This window comes from Micromonospora sp. NPDC005979 (assembly GCF_040614415.1).
Classification (GTDB): Bacteria; Actinomycetota; Actinomycetes; order Mycobacteriales; family Micromonosporaceae; genus Micromonospora.
Genome location: NZ_JBEXUR010000013.1, coordinates 174105 through 189876 on the forward strand (window position 1 = coordinate 174105; position 15772 = coordinate 189876).

The following is a 15772-nucleotide window of genomic DNA, read 5'->3' on the forward strand; positions in this document are numbered from 1 at the left end:
TCGACGCGTTGAGGAGAAGCGGGATGGGCGCAGGCGGTGAGCACGCCACGGAGGAGCAGTCCAGGCTGGCTCTCTACCTGCTCGGCGCCCTCGACGAGGCCGAGCGTGTGTCGTTCGAGGAGCATCTCGCCGGTTGTTGGGACTGCCTGAACGAGGCGACCGCGATCGGGGCCTCGACGAGCGGTCTGGCCGGTCTGGCGGACGTCGACTGGGATCTTCCACCGCACGCCGACCCGATGTCGACCACCGATCCGACGACGACCGTCGCCCCGGTGGATGCCGTTGATCCGGGGGTTGCCGCTGATCCGGTGGATGCCGCTGATCCGGTGGCCACTCCCGATCCCGAAGCGACTTCCGATCCGGCGGCGACTCCCGATCCGGCGGTGGCCGCTGTGCCGGCGACCGCGGGCCCGGCCGGCGGCAGCGTACCGCCGGATTCGGTTGACCGACCGGGTCGCGGCCGGAGCGGGTCGGTGCGGCCGGGCGGCGCGCGGCCCGGTGGGGATGGTGCGGTCGGTGCCCGTCCGGATCGTGGCCCGAGCACCGAGCGCCGGGGCGCACGTCGTCCTTGGCGGATCTGGGCCGGCACGGCCGCCGTGGTTCTCGGGCTCGTCCTGGCCGGCGGGGCCATCACGGTGAACGTGCTGGGCGGCCCCGACGAGCCGGTGCTCACCGCCACGGGTGAGGCGCCCGGCTACGGCGCGAGCCTCTCCGTCTCGATCACCGCCGACGACGGGGGCCGCTCCACCATCCGGATCACCGTTACCGGCCTGCGGCCGGGCATCCGCTACCGCCTCTTCGCGGTGACGCGCGACGGGGCCACCCACACGGTCCGGGACTGGATGGCGTCCAGCGGTCCGCAGGAGGTGACCGGCGAGACGTCGTTGCCGGTCGACGAGTTGGCCTTCATCACCGTCGGGACCAGCGATGGTGCCGGGATCGTCACCGCCCCGATCAACCGGGACGCCGGCCCTCCTCGCTGATCGAGGTGAACCCTCGCCAGGTGGGAACCGTAGAGCCTCGGACAGCAGACCCCGAGGCTCGCCTGGAGGTACCGCCATGCCCGAGATCACCACTCCCGAAGAGCAACGGGTGCCCACCGATCAGCGGCCTGAACCGCCAGGCGCCCCGGTGGACGTCGAGGCGGAGGCCGTGACGCTCATGATGCTCGGCAACAAGCTGCTCAAGCTTCTGGGCGATCGGAGGAACGATGGTCAGCCCCCGTCCGGGGACGAGATCACCGCGATTGAGTTCGTCATGGATCGACTGAACCGCCTTGCGCGGCGGATGCCGGAGCAGCCTGCTGCCGACCGCCCGCCCCGCGCGCCGGTGACGCCGCGATCCCCCGCATACGCGGGAAGCATCCAATGGCAGGACGAGTTCCTCAACCTTCTCGTGCGGACCGCCAAGAGGGTGAAGCGCTGGCTGACCGACCTCGACGGCCCGGAGCGACCCGACGAGGTACCCGTGCCGGACGCTCGACGTTCGCTCGACCTGCGGGGGGTACCGGACCTGGACAGCGTCGACCGCCGAAGCGATCTCTACCGCCGTTCGAGCGCCCGACTGGGCGAGCTGCTCGACCAGAGCCCCGCCCTGCGGCGGCTCTGGTCGCAAGGCGATCTGCCCGTCGCGTCGACGCACGCCCCGCCGCAGGTGCTCAGGGCGCCCAACTTCGAGCTGGCAGCCTTCGCGTCCATCGAGTCGGTGTGGGCCAATCAGGATAATGCCGGATCGCATCGCGTCGTTCCGCGGAACACGCCGTACATTCCGTGGCACCAACGGACGCAAGCTACCGCGAGGCAGGCACGGGCGGCGCGGGTCTGACGGGGCCTCCTCGCGGTGACTCAGGTCGGGCTGGCGGACGGGAAGGACGGCGGTGGGCCGCCGAGGCCCTGGTACTGGCCGAATCGGGCCCGAACCTTGGCCAGGTATCCCTGTGCCTCCGCCGTGGCGGGTATGCCGCCGGCCTCGCGTACGGCAGCCATGCCCTGGTCGTATGCGACAAGCGCCAGGTCGAGCGCGCTGCCGATCGCGGCACCGCTGTCGATCAGCTCCTGCGCCTCGTCGGCCAGGGCGCAGAGGTACCGGCCCTGCGCCATGATCGAGTCTTTCGGGTCGAGGGCGGACGTCTTGTCGTTCTTGTCGGTGTCCGTGCCGTAGCGGGTGAAGACGGCGGGTGGTAGCTGGGAGATGCCCCGCTCTCCGTCCGGGCCGACCTTGGCGCCGTCCCAGTCCGACTCCACCTCGATCTGCGCCGCGATCACGATCGGACCGATCGAGGTGCAGACGGCGCCCGCGTCCTCGATCGTGTCCGCCAGGAGCACCGGCACCTGGGTCCGATCCAGGGTGCCCTTGCCGTCGCCCTCGAACGCGGCTATCGACTCGTCGGCCCGGTCCCAGGCGTCGCTGCTGTCGCTGCTGCCCGGGTTGGTGAACAGGAGGATCAGCACGATCAGCGGGAAGAGCAGGACGCCGAGCCCGCCGATGATGAGCACCGCCCCGGCGACGACGACGGTGGCGATCGGGCTCATCAAACAGGTGGTGGCCGTCGTGATCGCCGCGCCGACCAGGACCGCGTAACTCTTCTGCTCACCACTGTCCTTCTTGCTCGAACCGCTCATGTCGACTCCCTCACGATCGGGTGCAGGAAAAGTTGAATTGGCCTTGAACCGGAGGCAGGGGCTCCCCGTAGAGGCGTCCGTCATCAGGTCGGGGTCGCCGGTCCAACGGGACGAAGCGGCGTGTGGTTCAACGGCGGCGGCCGGAAGTCGAACCGATGACCTGGACCTCAAGAACGGTGCGGACAGCAGGAGGGTGGTGATTCGGATGGGTGCCGCAGCAGCGGTCGACAGGGCGCGGCTGGGACCGGCCGGTCATCCGACGGCCGGCGGAGGCGTCGGGGGCAGCCCGCGGTGGGCTCTCTCCGAAGAGGGGATCGGGTGGATTGCCGCGCACGGCGGTGCCGGGACCACCACGCTCACGTGCCTGTTGGGCGGGATCGACCTGGGCTGCCGCTGGCCGGACGCCGCGCTGGGGGAGCCGGCGGCGGTGCTGCTGGTGGCGCGTACCAACGCCGGGGGCCTCGGTGCCGTCGGGCGGGCGCTCAACGCGCTGCGTGAGGGCCGTCATCCGGCCGGCATGCGACTGGTCGGGCTGGTGCTGGTGGCGGACGCACCCGGCCGGCTCCCGCTTCCGCTCGCGCGTCGGATCAGGGTGCTGCGGTCGATCTCCCCGGTGCACCAGGTGCCGTGGTTGCCCACCCTGCGCCTGGGGATCCATCCCCGGCAGGTGCCGAAGGAACTGCTCGGCCTGGCCGACGCCGTCGGCGCGGGGTCCGGGAGCACGAGGTGATCCACGTCGCCGGAGCACCCCAGGGTGTGCCGGCACCGGGCCGGCAACCCCTTCCGTCGCTCGCGCCGCTGCCGCAGTACGACCCACTCGGCGGCGGCGGAGGCGGGTTGGAGCCCTTGCTCAACCTGCTCGCGTGGAGTGTCACCGCCACCAGCGTCGCCGGATTCATCATCGTCGGCATCAGGATGGCGATTCAGTTCAACCGAGGTGTACCCGGCGAGGAGAGCGAACACTTCCGCGGGTTCACCATCGTCCTCATCGCCTGCGTCCTCGGCGCCAGCGCCGGGCCGCTGGTGGCCTGGTTCGGCGACCTCGGGCTGTGAGTGGACCACCTCTCTGCCGTAACAGCTCGGATCCTTCCCGCGGTCACCTCGGTGACGCACCCCTCAAGGAGATGACTCCCATGAACCTGATGGACCTTCCGTACGCCCTCGCCGCCTCCATCACCGTCCGCGTGCCGGAACTCCCCGGGCCGGTCCGGGGCGTCTTCGACCCCAAGCCCGGGGCGCCGGATCCACTGAAGAGCCTCGTGGACAAGCTGCTCGGTCTGCTCGCCTGGGCGGGGACCGCCGCCGGTACCGCCGGCGTGCTGATCACCGGCGTCATGATGGCCGTCTCGATGAAGCGGGGCGAGAGTTCGGAGCACATGTCCCGCCTCGGCATGGTGCTGGGCGGCTGCATTCTGGTCTCCGCCGCCGGCCCGCTCGCGGACTGGTTCCTCTGACAGCTGACCGGCCAGCAGGGGAGCGGCGCATCATGTTCGGCAACAGCAGACAGCGATCCGGCGACGATCCGCCGTTCTGGCGACAGCAGGGTTGGATCCTCTCGGCCGCGTTCATCGTGGGTTCCGCCCTGCTCGCCGCGGCCATCGCCGTGACCGGTCGTGGCGGGGGACCGGCAGACCCCACCACGGTGGGCGGGGCTGCCACGCCACCGGCCCCGTGCGCCTCGGGCCCGACGGCGTCCCCGACGTCGGCCGTCCCTCCCGACGATCTGACCTGGCAGGTGCTGGAGAGCGGCAAGCGGATACCGGTCTCCACGAGCATCGGCCCGAGGTACGCGGACGGGCAGCTCCTGCGATGTTTCGCGCACTCTCCGATGGGCGCGGTGCTGGCCGCGCACGTGGTGCCGACCCAGCTCGGCGAGCGGGGTTGGCGGGCCACCGTGGACCACCAGGTGATGGCGGGCACCGGCCGGGACGTCCTGGCCGGACGGCTCGGCTTCGCCACACCCGGCCAGGGCCAGGAGCACGGCAGCTATGTCGGCTACCGCGTGGTGACGTACTCGCCGGAGGCCGCTCAGGTGCGTCTGCTCGTCAAGACCACGGCCGGGCAGTACGTCGCGACCGATGTGGACCTGCGGTGGGACGACGGCGACTGGAAGGTCCAGCCGACCCGGGTCGGTGAGGTGCGTACGGCGTCGGAAACCGTCGTGGCGAACTCCGGTTTCACCATGTGGACGAAGTGAGAGAGGGCCGACATGGACTGCGCTCCCGGAGACGCCCTCGACAGCGGCGGTACGGGCTTCTTCGACTTCCTCGGCGACCCGATCGGCACGCTCATGCGGATCGTGGCGAACATCATCCTGGCCGCCGCGATCAAGATCTTCGGCGAGTTGAGCGAGTCGGTGCCGACCCTCGGTCCGGGCTTCAGCGAGACCAACGCCGGCGTTCCGGGGCAGATCAGTGACCAGATCGAATGGGTCGTCACCTACCTGGCGATCGGCTCGGTGCTCTTCGCGGCGACCAAGATGGCACTCGACCGGCGGGGTGAGGCCGGCCGGACCGCGATCCAGGGCTTCCTGCGGGTCATCCTGGTCGCGGGCGCCGGAACGTTCGTCGCCGCCAACGTCGCGAGGCTCTCCGACGACTACGCCGACCACCTCTATTCGAGCGCGGCGCTGAATCTCGTCAAGAGCGTCCCGTGCATCGGCCTGGGAACCACCATGGAGGCGTTTCTCCTGCTGTTTCTCGCCTTCCTGCTGCTGCTCTCGGCGATCGTGCACGTCCTCATGCTCTACATCCGGCTGGGCGTGGTGACCATGCTGCTCGGCACGTTGCCGATGGCGGCCGCCGCGTCCATGACGAACTGGGGTACCGGGTGGTGGCGTAAGCACGTCGGCTGGCTGATCGCCTGGCTCATCTACAAACCGGCCGTCGGCCTGATCATGTTCTCCGGCTCCGCGATGATCGCCGAGGGTAACCGGACCAGCCTGGTCCACATGCGGATCGCCGGCGTCGGTGTGCTGCTGCTGTCCGCGATCGCGATGCCCGCCCTGCTCAAGCTCATCGTCCCGGCGACGGCGGCACTCGGCACGAGCGACCCGTCCGGCGCCGCCGCCTCGTCCGTGGTGGGCGGGATCGCCTCCGGCGCGAAGAAGGTCGCCGGCTCCGCGATGGCCTACGACGGGGGCAGCGGTCCGTCCGGCGCACGCGGCTCGGGGCCCGGCCAGGGCGGAGGCGGTGGACGAGGTCCCTCCGGTAGCCAGGGGGCCGGCGGAGCAAACGGGTCGAAGGGCGACCAGAGCTCGGGCAGGGGCGCCAGCGCGGTACGGGCGGCAGGCGTCGTCACCGGGGCGGCGACCGACGCGGCGGTCCGCGCCGGCCGGCACGGCAGGGCCATCGTGACGGGCGCCGTGGACGGTGCCGACGGTAACGCGGGACACAACAACTGAAGGGCTCCGGCCACGGTACCGGCACGGGCCGACCGGGGCAGGTTCCCCCTGTGAACGAGAGGAAGCACGGTGACGTCGGTGGAAGCGGCGGTAGAACCCACGTACGGCAACTGGCGGCGACCACGCCGGGCCGGGCTCGGCCCGCTCGGTCTGGTGGGCACGGTCGGAGTCTTCGGCGGCCTGGTGGTGGTGCTGTTCGCGTCGATGATCTCGCTCGGCGCGGCGGTGGTGGTCGGCATCCCGTTCGTGGCGCTGGTGGCGCCCCTGGCGGTCCGCACCCAGGACGGGCGCAACGTCTATCAGCTCCTGTCCCTGCGCATCGGTTGGTCACAGCGCAGGTCTCGCGGCGAACACCTCTACGTCTCGGGCCCGCTGTCCGCCCGGCCGGGCGGCCGGTTCCGTCCGCCCGGCCTGCTCACCCGGGTGAGCGCGCTGGAGGGCCGCGACGCCTACGACCGCGCCTTCGGCGTCCTGCACCACAAGGGACGCAACCTCTACACGATCGTGCTGCGGTGCGAGCCCGACGGTGGCTCCCTGGTCGACCCGGACCAGGTCGACACGTGGGTGGCGCTGTGGGGCGAGTGGCTGGCGCGGCTCGCCCACGAGCCGGCGCTGCGGGGTGCCTCGGTCGTCGTCGAGACCGCCCCCGATCCGGGTACCCGGTTGGCGAACGAGATCCTGCCCCGCCTGGCACCGGACGCGCCGGCCGCCGCCCGGGCGGTCATGCAGGAGGTGGTCGACGACTACCCGTCCGCCTCGTCGGAGATGAACTCCTACATCACGCTCACCTACGGTGCGCCCGGCGGGCCACGGCGCGAAACCGAGGACGTCGTCGCCGACCTGGCCATCCGGGTGCCGAGTCTGCTGACCGGGCTGGTCAGCGCGGGTGGTGGCGTGGCCGAGCCGTTGAGCGCCGAGCAGATCGCCGAGATGGTCCGGGTCGCGTTCGACCCGGCCTGCGCCGCCGACGTGCTCAACGTACGGGCCGAGCACGGCCACACCGGTCTGGAGTGGGAGGACGCGGGCCCGGTCGCGGCGGTGGAGTCGGTCGACGCGTACCACCATGACTCTGGCGTCTCGCGGACCTGGCTGCTGACGCTCGCGCCCCGGGGCACGGTGCGGGCCAGCGTGCTGCGCACGATGCTGGACGCCTCCGACGCGACCCGGCGCAAACGTGTCGCCCTGCTGTACCGACCGCTCGACCCGGCGACCTCGGCGCGGATCGTCGAGTCGGACCGGCGTACGGCGCAGTTCATGGCGACGTCGAAGCGCGGCATGGTGCAGGCCCGCGCCAGCGCCGAGGTCCGCGCGGCCGAGCAGGCCGCCGCCGAGGAGGCGACCGGTGCGGGGCTGGTGGAGTTCTCGCTGATGCTCACCATCACCGTCGACACCCCCGACCAGCTCGACGACGCCTCGGTGGTCGTGCGCAACATGACCGGCTCGAGCCGGATCGCGATGCGCCCCGCCAACCGTATGCAGGCCGCGGCGTTCAGTTGCACGCTCCCGGTCGGGATCCTGCCCTGGGAGCAGACCCTGCTGCCGCACGAACTCCAGGAGGCGATGTGACCGACATTCGAGCCCGCTCCGGCGGGACCGGCACGCGGGCGGTCGATCTCGGTGCCGGCTGGCCGGCCGGCCACTCGGGCGGGCGGACCGCACTGACCGGAGTCACCGGCGACCCGACCGAGGGCGTCCCGGTGGTCCGGAACCAGAAACCCAGGAGACCTCCCGCCCCGCCGGAGTCGACGCGCGGTTGGGCGGGCCGGGGCGGTGGCCGGGTCGGCTATCTGGACTCGCCGACGATGTGGCGGGCGACGACCGTGCAGGCGTGCGGGCTGTGGCCGTTCTCCGCCGGCTCCGGTGCGCCGATGTCCGGCGTGCCGATCGGGCAGCACCTCTTCACCGGTGCCACGGTCTGCGGCGATCCGCTCTCCTGGTTCACCCGGGCCCGCTACATCTCGAATCCGTCGCTGTTCATGCTGGGCATGCCCGGTCTGGGGAAGTCCACGCTGATCAACCGGATGGCCGTCGGGTTGGCCGCCACCGGCGTGGTCCCGCTGGTGCTCGGCGACCTCAAGCCGGACTACGCCGACACGGTTCGCGCGCTCGGCGGCCAGGTGATCCCCATCGGGCGCGGGGTCGGCGGCATCAACGTGCTGGATCCGGGGGCGATGGGCATCGCCGCCGAGCGGATCGGCGGTCAGGCGGGCAAGGCGCTCGCCGCCGAGACCCACGGGCGGGTGCTGAACATGGTGGCGGCGCTGCTGACCATCGTGCGGGGGCGCGCGTTGGACGACCACGAACAGGCGGTGCTCTCGGCCTGCCTGCGTCACCTGCGGGAACGGACGCCGAGTCATCGGGCGGCCCTCCTGCCCGACCTGCTGCGGGTGCTGGAGGAGGGGCCGGACCGGGTTCGTGCGGTGACCCTCGACCGGGGGCAGGAGACCCGGTACCGGGACGCGGTGGACCCGCTGCACCGGTCGCTGCTGGGCATCCTCGACGGCGCGCTGGGCGACACCTTCGGCGCGGAGACCTCCACCCGCATCGACCCGGACGCCCCGGCGGTGTGCATCGACATCTCCCGGATCGGGGAGGCCGACACCCAGCTCACCGCGGCGGCGATGCTCGCGGCCTGGTCCGACGGACTGGGTACGGTGGCCGCCTCGCACGCCCTGGCCGACGCGGGTCTGGCGCCGCGCCGCTGGTTCTTCACCATCCTCGACGAGCTGTGGCGTCCGCTGCGGGCGGCGTCCGGGATCGTCGACCGGATCGATGCCCTGACGCGGCTCAACCGGTCGCTGGGCCTGGGCGACGCGAAGATCACCCACACCCTCAAGGATGCCGAGGCGCTGGGCACCGACGCGGACCGGGCGAAGGCGCGCGGCTTCGTGGAACGCGCCGGGATCGTCGCCTGCGCCGGCCTGCCGATGGCCGAGATGCAGGAGTTGGGCCGGGTGGTGGGCATGTCCCGGCGGGAGATCGAGCTGGTCTCGTCGTGGTCGTCCCCGCCCGGCTGGGCGAGCAGCGGCACGAACGAGGAGCCGCCCGGTCGCGGCCGTTTCCTGATCAAGGTGGGCGGACGGCCGGGCATCCCGATCCGGGTCACGATCACCGACACCGAGCGGCGGCTGCACGACACGAACCTGCGCTGGGTGCAGAACGGGTACGCGCAGGAGCAGGCCGCCGAGCGGGCGGCGGCCCGGATGGTGGCCTTCGAGGCGGAGGCCGAGCTGGGCAATCTGGCGACCCGGCCCGAGCTGGTGTCCGACGGCGGGCGGTGGGCGTCGTGAGTGGCTCGCGCGGTGGCCGTCCACACGGCGCCGACCTGTTCTTCTGGGTCTTCACCGTGGTGGCGTTCGCGAACGCGGTGATCTTCATGGTGGCCTGGCTCGGCGGCACCGTCGGCGCCGCGGTGACCCTGCACGGCTGGCACCCGCCACCGCTCACGCTGGACTCGTACGCGCTGCTGGTGTCCGGGCGGACCGGGGTGCTCTGGCCGGGGGTCGCGCCGTTCGCGGTCTACGGCGGCATGGTGGTGCTGGCCGTGCTGGTCGTCCTGCTCGCCGTGCTGGCCGCCCGCAAGGTCGTGGAGCTGCGCGGGCGTGGCAAGGGCCTCGCCGGCGCGCACGAGTTGGCCACGTTGGCCCCGGCGGGACTCGCGGCCCGTGCCCGCGAGCTGCGCCCTTCGCTGACGGGCATGCGAGACCTGCCGCCGGACGAGCGGGGCAACCTCCTCGGCGACCTGATGCCGCACGGACCCGAGCTGCGGTCCTCCTACGAGGATGTCGAGTTGGATCTGATGGCACCGCGCGCCGGGAAGTCGACCGGAATCGCGATCCCCCGCGTGCTCCGGGCCCGCGGCGCGGTGCTGCTCACCTCGAACAAATCCGATGTGTACGCCGTGACCAGGGCCGAGCGGGAACAGACCGGTACGGTCTGGACCTTCGATCCGCAGAGCATCGCGCACGCGCCCCGCGAGATGTGGTGGGACATGCTCGCCGACTGCGTGACGATCGAGGGCGCGCGGCGGCTGGCCGGGCACTTCGTGGCCTCGGTCAACGACGACACGACCAAGAAGGACTTCTGGATCTCGGCCGCGCAGAACACCCTCACGGCCCTGTTCCTCGCCGCCGCGCGGGGCGGGGCCACCATCTCGGACCTGCTCGGCTGGCTGGCCGACCCGGCCGACCGCACGCCGATCGACCTGCTGCGCGACGCCGGGATGAGCGCCATGGCCGAGCAGTTGCAGGGAACGGTACGTGGCGCGGTGGAGACCCGGGACGGCATCTACGAGACGGCCCGCCAGTGTGTGGCCTGCCTGCTCGATCCGGAGATCCTCGCCTGGGTGTCCCACGACCCGGATCTGCCGCAGTTCCTCCCGGACCGGCACGTACTCGGTCGAGACACGCTCTACCTGCTCTCGAAGGACGGCGGCGGCTCGGCGGCCGGAGTGATCGCCGGCATCGCCGACGCCGTGCTGCGGGCCGGGGTGGTCGCCGCGGAGCGGATGGGCGGGCGGCTGGACCCGCCGATGACGGCGGTGCTCGACGAGGCGGCGAACGTCTGCCGCATCTCCGACCTGCCCGACCTCTACTCCCACCTGGGCTCCCGGGGCATCAACGTGGTGACGCTGCTGCAGAGTTACCGGCAGGGCTCACGGGTGTGGGGTGACGCGGGAATGGACGCCCTGTGGGGCGCCGCCACGATCAAGCTGCTCGGTGCGGGCCTGGACGACGCCGACTTCGTGGAGAAAATCTCCAAGTTGGTGGGACTGCACGACGTGAGTACGGTCAGCGTCTCGCGCAGCCGTGACGGCACCTCGCGCTCCACGTCGTACCGGCAGGAGAACGTCCTGCCGGCGGACAAGATCCGCGCGCTGCCGAAGGGGACCGCGTTGCTGCTGGCCACCGGCATCCGCCCGGCGGTCATCCGACTGCGTCCCTGGTACAAGGAGCCCGACGCCGCCCGCATCTCGGCCGCCGCGAAACGGGAGGTCGCCGCCATCACCGAGCGGGCCGCCCGGAAGGCGTTCGGTGGTCGTCCGCCGACTTCCGCTCCGTTCCCGGCACCGCCCGCCCCGGCGCCGTATCGGTGACTTATCAGCGTCAGAAAATCTTCAGATGCTCATGAACCATGGCCCGTTGGGCCGCGTAGGTCGGGTACCCAATTCCAGACCTGGCAGGAGGAGTAGAGATGGCGGATCGTTACAACGAGTGGGACTACCTCGAACGGGATGGCAATTATCCCGGCGCCTACGACCGGCAGAACTCGCAGCCGTACGCGGGGCCGAGCAGTTCTGCCGGACGTGACCAGTCGCAGGCGGCCTACGGGCCGGGTGACGTCGGATACGCCGGCCAGACCGCAGAGAACTACAACGGTTACTCCTACACCGGCACGCAGGACTACGCACAGTACGCCGCCGCGCCGCCGCCGCATCCCGAACGCTACCCAGACCCCCGGACCCAGCTGCTGTACTCGCCGACGGACGGGCGGACGGTCCAGGATTTCTACCCGCGTATCGACAACGACTATCGGCTCATGGGAGAGGGGAACTCCCCGGCTTCGCCGGTGGATGAGCGGCCGGGGCTCGACGTCGATCGAAAGCACAGCAGCTACTACAGTGGGCTCGAAGCCGGATTTCATGCCGCGCTCGAAGGAAAACCGGTCAGTATCGTGTCGACTGACGATGGCAAACTGGGTGTGGTCGTCGCCCCGGAGCCGGGTTCCTATCCGCCTTCGCTGCAGAGCGGCGGATCGAGCCTGGGCGTAGACATCGCTTCGCCGTCTGGCTCTTATTATCCTTCGGTGGGGGGCGCGGATTCCAATGCCAGCGTCTTCGGGTTGGCGCCCTCTGATCAGTATGAGCTCGCGGCCAGCCCGGACCGCCGCAGTCAGGATCAGACCAGTGTGGTGCGGATCGACGCGGCGGGCACGAGGCATTGGGCGACCTGGGAGCAGGCGGCCATGCTCGGGGCTGCCGTGGGGAATACCGGGGAGGCTCTGGCGAGGGCATTCGTCGCCCCCGCGGGCATTGTCGGTGCTGTCGCCGTCGCGAACGCCCCCGATGTCGTGAACGGGCTGTGGGACGCCAGAGGTGAACTCATGAAGTTGCAGAGAGGAGAGAAGCCCAACTGGGACAGGGCGTTGAGTGGCCTCTCGAAGGCCATCGCGTACGGGGCGGTCGCCGGCATCCCCGCTCAGGTGTATCGCGCTTATCAACCGGATGCTGGGGACCCCGGTCAGGTGGTGTTCGACCGGAACGCGATGCGGATGGCGGCTCTCCCCGCGGGTATCAGCGCGGCAGGGGCCTTCGCGTCCTTCGTGTTCGACAAGCGGGCGCGGGCCCAGATGGAGAAGGAGGCTCGCACCAATCAGCATCACGGTGCCGCCGGCCTCGAATCCAGGGGTACGGAGGGCCGGGAGCGGGGGCAGGAAGACGCCCCGAGTCACCACCGGCACAAGGGCAAGGGCAAGGGCAAGGCCAGGGCCGCCGCGCCCGGATCCTGATGGTCGGCCCGGCTGTTGTCGCAGGATGTGAGGGCGGTATCCGTGGCGGGTGAGAATCAGCAGGCCGAGTCGGCCAGGGATGACGGTGCCGGCGCAGAGCCGCAGCGGGAGGCGCCTGCTGCCGAGGCGAAGAGCGAGCCGTTCTTCATCCTCTACCACAGTGGCCCCGACTACGTGGAAGAGCTGCGCCGGTTGTCGATGTGGGTGGAGAGGCTCCTGATCCCGGTGTACGGGGAGGAGGTGACATCCGGTGCGCCGTGGTGCCCGCGCTGGATCGAGCACACCGAGGCCATCGCCTATTTCCACGGGCTCTGGCTGGCCTGGCAGGACAAGACCGGCCCGAAGGCCAGCCTGACCGGCCCCTCCGAATGGCACCGGGACCACCTCGGCCCGACCATGACAGCGCTCCGCAACCCTTCGGGTCCCTTCGCGGGGTGCAAACCCGGGGCGCACCGGGCCAAGGAGCGCCCACCCGTCGAACGTGAGGGCTCCGAGCGATGATGAACTGACACCGGCATGTGCCGGCCCGCCGGGGACCCGACGGCGGGCCGGCACGCCGAACGGTTCTGGTCACCGCGAACGCCGGTGGATCCTGTTGACCGAGGGGGCGGTGCGGGCCCGCGCGACGACGAGCCCGTCGTCGCGCCGGGCAGCATCATCAGTCCGCGCGAGATCCGGAATTGGTGGCTAGCCACCCTCGCGGCAGGCGGATGGTGTGGAACCACTCGCGCGGCACCTGATCGAAGTATGGCGCTCTGAGCACAGGCGTTCCTCCGCCGAAGTGGTCGGCGGCTGCGGCGGCCCGCCGGACGCTGAACCACCAGCCGTCGATCGCCCGGGACATGACGATACTGCTGCCCTGGACGATGCCTACGTGACGGTCGGGATTTGGCCTGGAGCTGGTCGTCCAGACGCAGCCCTTGAAGTGCACGATGGAGTCGATGGTGGACCACGACTCGCGCATCGCCGGCCGGCCGTACTTGTCCGGGCCAAGGTAGACGCCCTGCTCGTCGATGGCGAAGAGCAGTTCCCGCCGCACCGCGCTACCCACGCGACGACGGAACAGGGCGAGGATGGTGGCCTCGAACCCCAGCCCGATGATGAAGAACATGTAGCGGACGGACAGGTCCTGTAGGCCGATCACTATGGCCGTGACCGGCAGCAGGCTGCACAACACCACGATGCCCGCGGTCCGGATCCGGCTCTGTCGAACCGTGTAGGTCGAAGCTCTATCCGCGCCCATGGCCACAAGATAGCGGCGACCCAAAACGCCCCTCGATCATGGTGAGCCGAGTGCCGCCAGAAGGTTTCGAGAAAAATTCCGGCGAGCGGCAACCTGGGAGCCACGGATCACATGTACCCGGTTGTAAGCGACGATCGCCACGACCTCTAGGGGCTCGGAATGTCTGCACGTCACCTCCTGTTGCTGCCCGTCGTCACCGTCCTGATTGGACTGTCTGCTTGCGACTCCGGCGCGTCCTCCGACTCGAAGCCGACCGCATCCGCTCCGACGCCGGCGGCCACGGTCACGGGCGCCCCCAGTGCGTCGCCCGTGACCACCCCGGCGGCCGGTCCTGCCGACTGCCCGTCGGTGGCGGCCCTGGAGAAGCTGGTCGAGCTGCCGAAGGGCTGGTCTCTGGCGACGGTGAGGTGCGTCAAGGGCTGGGCGGCGGCAGATCCGCAGGGACCGACCGCCGGTGACGGGGTCTACCTGTTCCGCTACGTGGCCGACACCGGCTGGAAGTACTACGACCAGGGCAGTGGATGGGACTGCAAGGACCTCGGCCTCAGCGAGCCGGCGCCGTTCTGCATCTCGGACCCTGCGGCGACGGCGAAGCCGGCCGGCGGTACGGCCCAGAGTGCCAAGTGCCCTTCGGCGAAGACTCTTCAGACTCTGGTCGAGCTGCCGAAGGGCGTGTCCTTCGGCAGTGTGCAGTGCGTCAAGGATTGGGCGGGAGCCGACCCGCAGGGCTCGAAGGCTGGCGACGGGGTCTACCTGTTCCACTACGTCGCCGCCACGGGTTGGAAGTACTACGGCGAGGGCAGCGGGTACGACTGCGCGGATCTCGGCCTCAAGGAGCCGGCGCCGTTCTGCATCTCCTGACCGAGTTGGGCGCGATCGCTTGCCCGTGGGGCACACCGGCTATGGTGTGCGCCACGGGCAATCGGCCGCATCGCCGCCGCTGCCGACGGACCTAGGGGTACGCGGGAACGAGCGGGGGCATGGCCGAGTCCATCGACGATCTTTTCTGTGAGTTCGTTCGGACCCGCTCGCCGGCGTTGCTACGGACGGCGTTCCTGCTGACCGGTGACCGGCACCTCGCCGAGGACCTGGTGCAGGATGCCCTGGCCCGCACTCACCGAGGTCGGCGGCGGCTCAATGATCCCGGACACTTCGAGGCATACACCCGCACAGCCATGTACCACCAGCATGTGAGCTGGTGGCGGCGCCGCAAGGTCGCCGAGTCCCTACCCGGGGAACTGGCCGACGTGGCGCAGCCCGGCAGTGACCATGCTCGCCGTACCGATCTCAAAATTGCCCTGCACCAGGCTCTCGCCCAACTCACCCAGCGGCAACGGGCCGTGCTGGTGGCACGATTCTTCGAGGACCGCAGCGAAGCCGAGACCGCGGACCTGCTGCAGTGCTCGGTCGGAACGGTCAAGAGTCAGACCAGCAAGGCGCTGGCCCGGATGCGGGAGATCGCACCCGAGTTGCTCTCGGCCGTGATGGAGGAGGCCTGATGACCGACGACCTCGGGCCGCTGCGTCAGGCCATGTCCGATCTGAGTGAGTACGGCGGCGCCGCCGACATGTACGAGCGAACCCTGCGCAAGTCGCGTCAGTCGCAACGGCGGGTCGCGTTCGCCACCGGGGCCGCGGCCGTGGCGGTGGTCGTCGCCATCGGCGGGACGGTCGCCCTCGCCACTCGTGACCGGGCCGATCCACCACTGCCACCCGCAGCTTCCGGCACCGGTGACGGTGCCCAGACTCTCGACTGTCCGTCGACGCAGGTCCTCGGAACCCTGGTCGAGCTGCCGGCGGGGTGGTCTTTCTCGTCCAGGCCGGTGGAGTGCGCGCAGACGTGGGCGGCGGTGGACGTGGAGCGTCCGGGCGCTGGCGGCCTCATCTACCTGTTCCACTACACCGCCGGCACCGGCTGGCGATTCCAGGACCAGGGCAACGGATGGGACTGCACGGAGCTCGGCCTGACCGAGCCGGCGTCGTTCTGCACGTCCTGACC

General features: G+C 70.6%; 17 protein-coding genes. 15 read left to right on the forward strand and 2 right to left on the reverse strand.

Features of this window, described 5'->3' with window-relative positions; all coding sequences use genetic code 11:
* Positions 1 to 23 precede the first annotated feature (23 nt).
* Both ABZ272_RS22220 and ABZ272_RS22225 read left to right on the forward strand, forming a co-directional pair.
* Entirely contained in the window at positions 24 to 983 is a 960-nt protein-coding gene (locus ABZ272_RS22220; RefSeq protein WP_355051845.1) for a zf-HC2 domain-containing protein, read from the forward strand.
* Between the two features lie 76 nt (positions 984 to 1059).
* Complete coding sequence (locus tag ABZ272_RS22225; RefSeq protein WP_355051846.1) at positions 1060 to 1824, forward strand: hypothetical protein; 765 nt, start codon at positions 1060 to 1062, stop codon at positions 1822 to 1824.
* Positions 1825 to 1844: 20 nt separating this feature from the next.
* On the opposite strand, the gene ABZ272_RS22230 is transcribed toward ABZ272_RS22225, so the two are convergent.
* Positions 1845 to 2621, reverse strand: coding sequence for a lytic transglycosylase domain-containing protein (locus ABZ272_RS22230; protein ID WP_355051847.1), 777 nt, complete (start codon positions 2619 to 2621; stop codon positions 1845 to 1847).
* Positions 2622 to 2988: 367 nt separating this feature from the next.
* Here ABZ272_RS22230 and ABZ272_RS22235 point away from each other — a divergent pair, with 367 nt between their 5' ends.
* The 10 genes from ABZ272_RS22235 (at position 2989) to ABZ272_RS22280 (ending at position 13032) form a co-directional block, all read left to right on the forward strand.
* Positions 2989 to 3351 carry a hypothetical protein gene (locus tag ABZ272_RS22235; RefSeq protein ID WP_355051848.1) on the forward strand — a complete coding sequence of 121 codons (363 nt, stop codon included), beginning with the start codon at positions 2989 to 2991 and terminating at the stop codon, positions 3349 to 3351.
* Complete coding sequence (locus tag ABZ272_RS22240; protein WP_355051849.1) at positions 3348 to 3674, forward strand: hypothetical protein; 327 nt, start codon at positions 3348 to 3350, stop codon at positions 3672 to 3674. The genes ABZ272_RS22235 and ABZ272_RS22240 overlap by 4 nt, the downstream gene beginning before the upstream one ends.
* A gap of 80 nt (positions 3675 to 3754) precedes the next feature.
* Positions 3755 to 4075: a hypothetical protein gene (locus tag ABZ272_RS22245; protein ID WP_355051850.1), complete on the forward strand. Its 321-nt coding sequence runs from the start codon at positions 3755 to 3757 to the stop codon at positions 4073 to 4075.
* A gap of 32 nt (positions 4076 to 4107) precedes the next feature.
* Positions 4108 to 4818, forward strand: a complete 711-nt coding sequence (locus tag ABZ272_RS22250; protein WP_355051851.1) for a hypothetical protein — start codon at positions 4108 to 4110, stop codon at positions 4816 to 4818.
* A gap of 12 nt (positions 4819 to 4830) precedes the next feature.
* Positions 4831 to 6024, forward strand: a complete 1194-nt coding sequence (locus ABZ272_RS22255; RefSeq protein WP_355051852.1) for a hypothetical protein — start codon at positions 4831 to 4833, stop codon at positions 6022 to 6024.
* A gap of 69 nt (positions 6025 to 6093) precedes the next feature.
* Positions 6094 to 7590 carry an SCO6880 family protein gene (locus ABZ272_RS22260; protein ID WP_355051853.1) on the forward strand — a complete coding sequence of 499 codons (1497 nt, stop codon included), beginning with the start codon at positions 6094 to 6096 and terminating at the stop codon, positions 7588 to 7590.
* Complete coding sequence (locus ABZ272_RS22265; RefSeq protein ID WP_355051854.1) at positions 7587 to 9314, forward strand: ATP/GTP-binding protein; 1728 nt, start codon at positions 7587 to 7589, stop codon at positions 9312 to 9314. The genes ABZ272_RS22260 and ABZ272_RS22265 overlap by 4 nt, the downstream gene beginning before the upstream one ends.
* On the forward strand, positions 9311 to 11119 hold the full coding sequence (locus tag ABZ272_RS22270) for a TraM recognition domain-containing protein (RefSeq protein ID WP_355051855.1): 1809 nt from the start codon (positions 9311 to 9313) through the stop codon (positions 11117 to 11119). The genes ABZ272_RS22265 and ABZ272_RS22270 overlap by 4 nt, the downstream gene beginning before the upstream one ends.
* A 98-nt stretch (positions 11120 to 11217) precedes the next feature.
* Entirely contained in the window at positions 11218 to 12531 is a 1314-nt protein-coding gene (locus ABZ272_RS22275; protein ID WP_355051856.1) for a hypothetical protein, read from the forward strand.
* A 42-nt stretch (positions 12532 to 12573) separates the two neighbouring features.
* The gene (locus tag ABZ272_RS22280) at positions 12574 to 13032 is read left to right on the forward strand and encodes a DUF4913 domain-containing protein (protein WP_355051857.1); all 459 of its coding nucleotides are present in this window, start codon (positions 12574 to 12576) and stop codon (positions 13030 to 13032) included.
* A gap of 157 nt (positions 13033 to 13189) precedes the next feature.
* Here the strand turns inward: ABZ272_RS22280 and ABZ272_RS22285 are convergent, their stop codons facing one another.
* A complete protein-coding gene (locus ABZ272_RS22285) occupies positions 13190 to 13774 on the reverse strand; it encodes a hypothetical protein (RefSeq protein WP_355051858.1) in 585 nt (194 codons plus the stop codon).
* Positions 13775 to 14083: 309 nt separating this feature from the next.
* On the opposite strand from ABZ272_RS22285, the gene ABZ272_RS22290 reads away from it, so the two are divergent.
* From ABZ272_RS22290 to ABZ272_RS22300, 3 genes are all read left to right on the forward strand, one after another.
* Positions 14084 to 14635, forward strand: a complete 552-nt coding sequence (locus tag ABZ272_RS22290; RefSeq protein WP_355051859.1) for a hypothetical protein — start codon at positions 14084 to 14086, stop codon at positions 14633 to 14635.
* Between the two features lie 119 nt (positions 14636 to 14754).
* Entirely contained in the window at positions 14755 to 15273 is a 519-nt protein-coding gene (locus ABZ272_RS22295) for a SigE family RNA polymerase sigma factor (protein ID WP_355051860.1), read from the forward strand.
* Positions 15273 to 15770 (forward strand): hypothetical protein, encoded by a 498-nt coding sequence (locus ABZ272_RS22300; protein WP_355051861.1) that lies wholly within the window; start codon positions 15273 to 15275, stop codon positions 15768 to 15770. Before ABZ272_RS22295 ends, ABZ272_RS22300 begins: the two co-directional genes overlap by 1 nt.
* The last annotated feature ends 2 nt before the right edge of the window (positions 15771 to 15772 follow it).

Excerpts from the sequence above, each read along its gene's own strand:
- ABZ272_RS22220 (WP_355051845.1), top strand. The coding sequence starts at position 24 with ATGGGCGCAGGCGGTGAGCACGCCACGGAGGAGCAGTCCAGGCTGGCT.
- ABZ272_RS22225 (WP_355051846.1), top strand. The coding sequence starts at position 1,060 with ATGCCCGAGATCACCACTCCCGAAGAGCAACGGGTGCCCACCGATCAG.
- ABZ272_RS22230 (WP_355051847.1), bottom strand. The coding sequence starts at position 2,621 with ATGAGCGGTTCGAGCAAGAAGGACAGTGGTGAGCAGAAGAGTTACGCG.
- ABZ272_RS22245 (WP_355051850.1), top strand. The coding sequence starts at position 3,755 with ATGAACCTGATGGACCTTCCGTACGCCCTCGCCGCCTCCATCACCGTC.
- ABZ272_RS22250 (WP_355051851.1), top strand. The coding sequence starts at position 4,108 with ATGTTCGGCAACAGCAGACAGCGATCCGGCGACGATCCGCCGTTCTGG.
- ABZ272_RS22255 (WP_355051852.1), top strand. The coding sequence starts at position 4,831 with ATGGACTGCGCTCCCGGAGACGCCCTCGACAGCGGCGGTACGGGCTTC.
- ABZ272_RS22275 (WP_355051856.1), top strand. The coding sequence starts at position 11,218 with ATGGCGGATCGTTACAACGAGTGGGACTACCTCGAACGGGATGGCAAT.
- ABZ272_RS22285 (WP_355051858.1), bottom strand. The coding sequence starts at position 13,774 with ATGGGCGCGGATAGAGCTTCGACCTACACGGTTCGACAGAGCCGGATC.
- ABZ272_RS22295 (WP_355051860.1), top strand. The coding sequence starts at position 14,755 with ATGGCCGAGTCCATCGACGATCTTTTCTGTGAGTTCGTTCGGACCCGC.
- ABZ272_RS22300 (WP_355051861.1), top strand. The coding sequence starts at position 15,273 with ATGACCGACGACCTCGGGCCGCTGCGTCAGGCCATGTCCGATCTGAGT.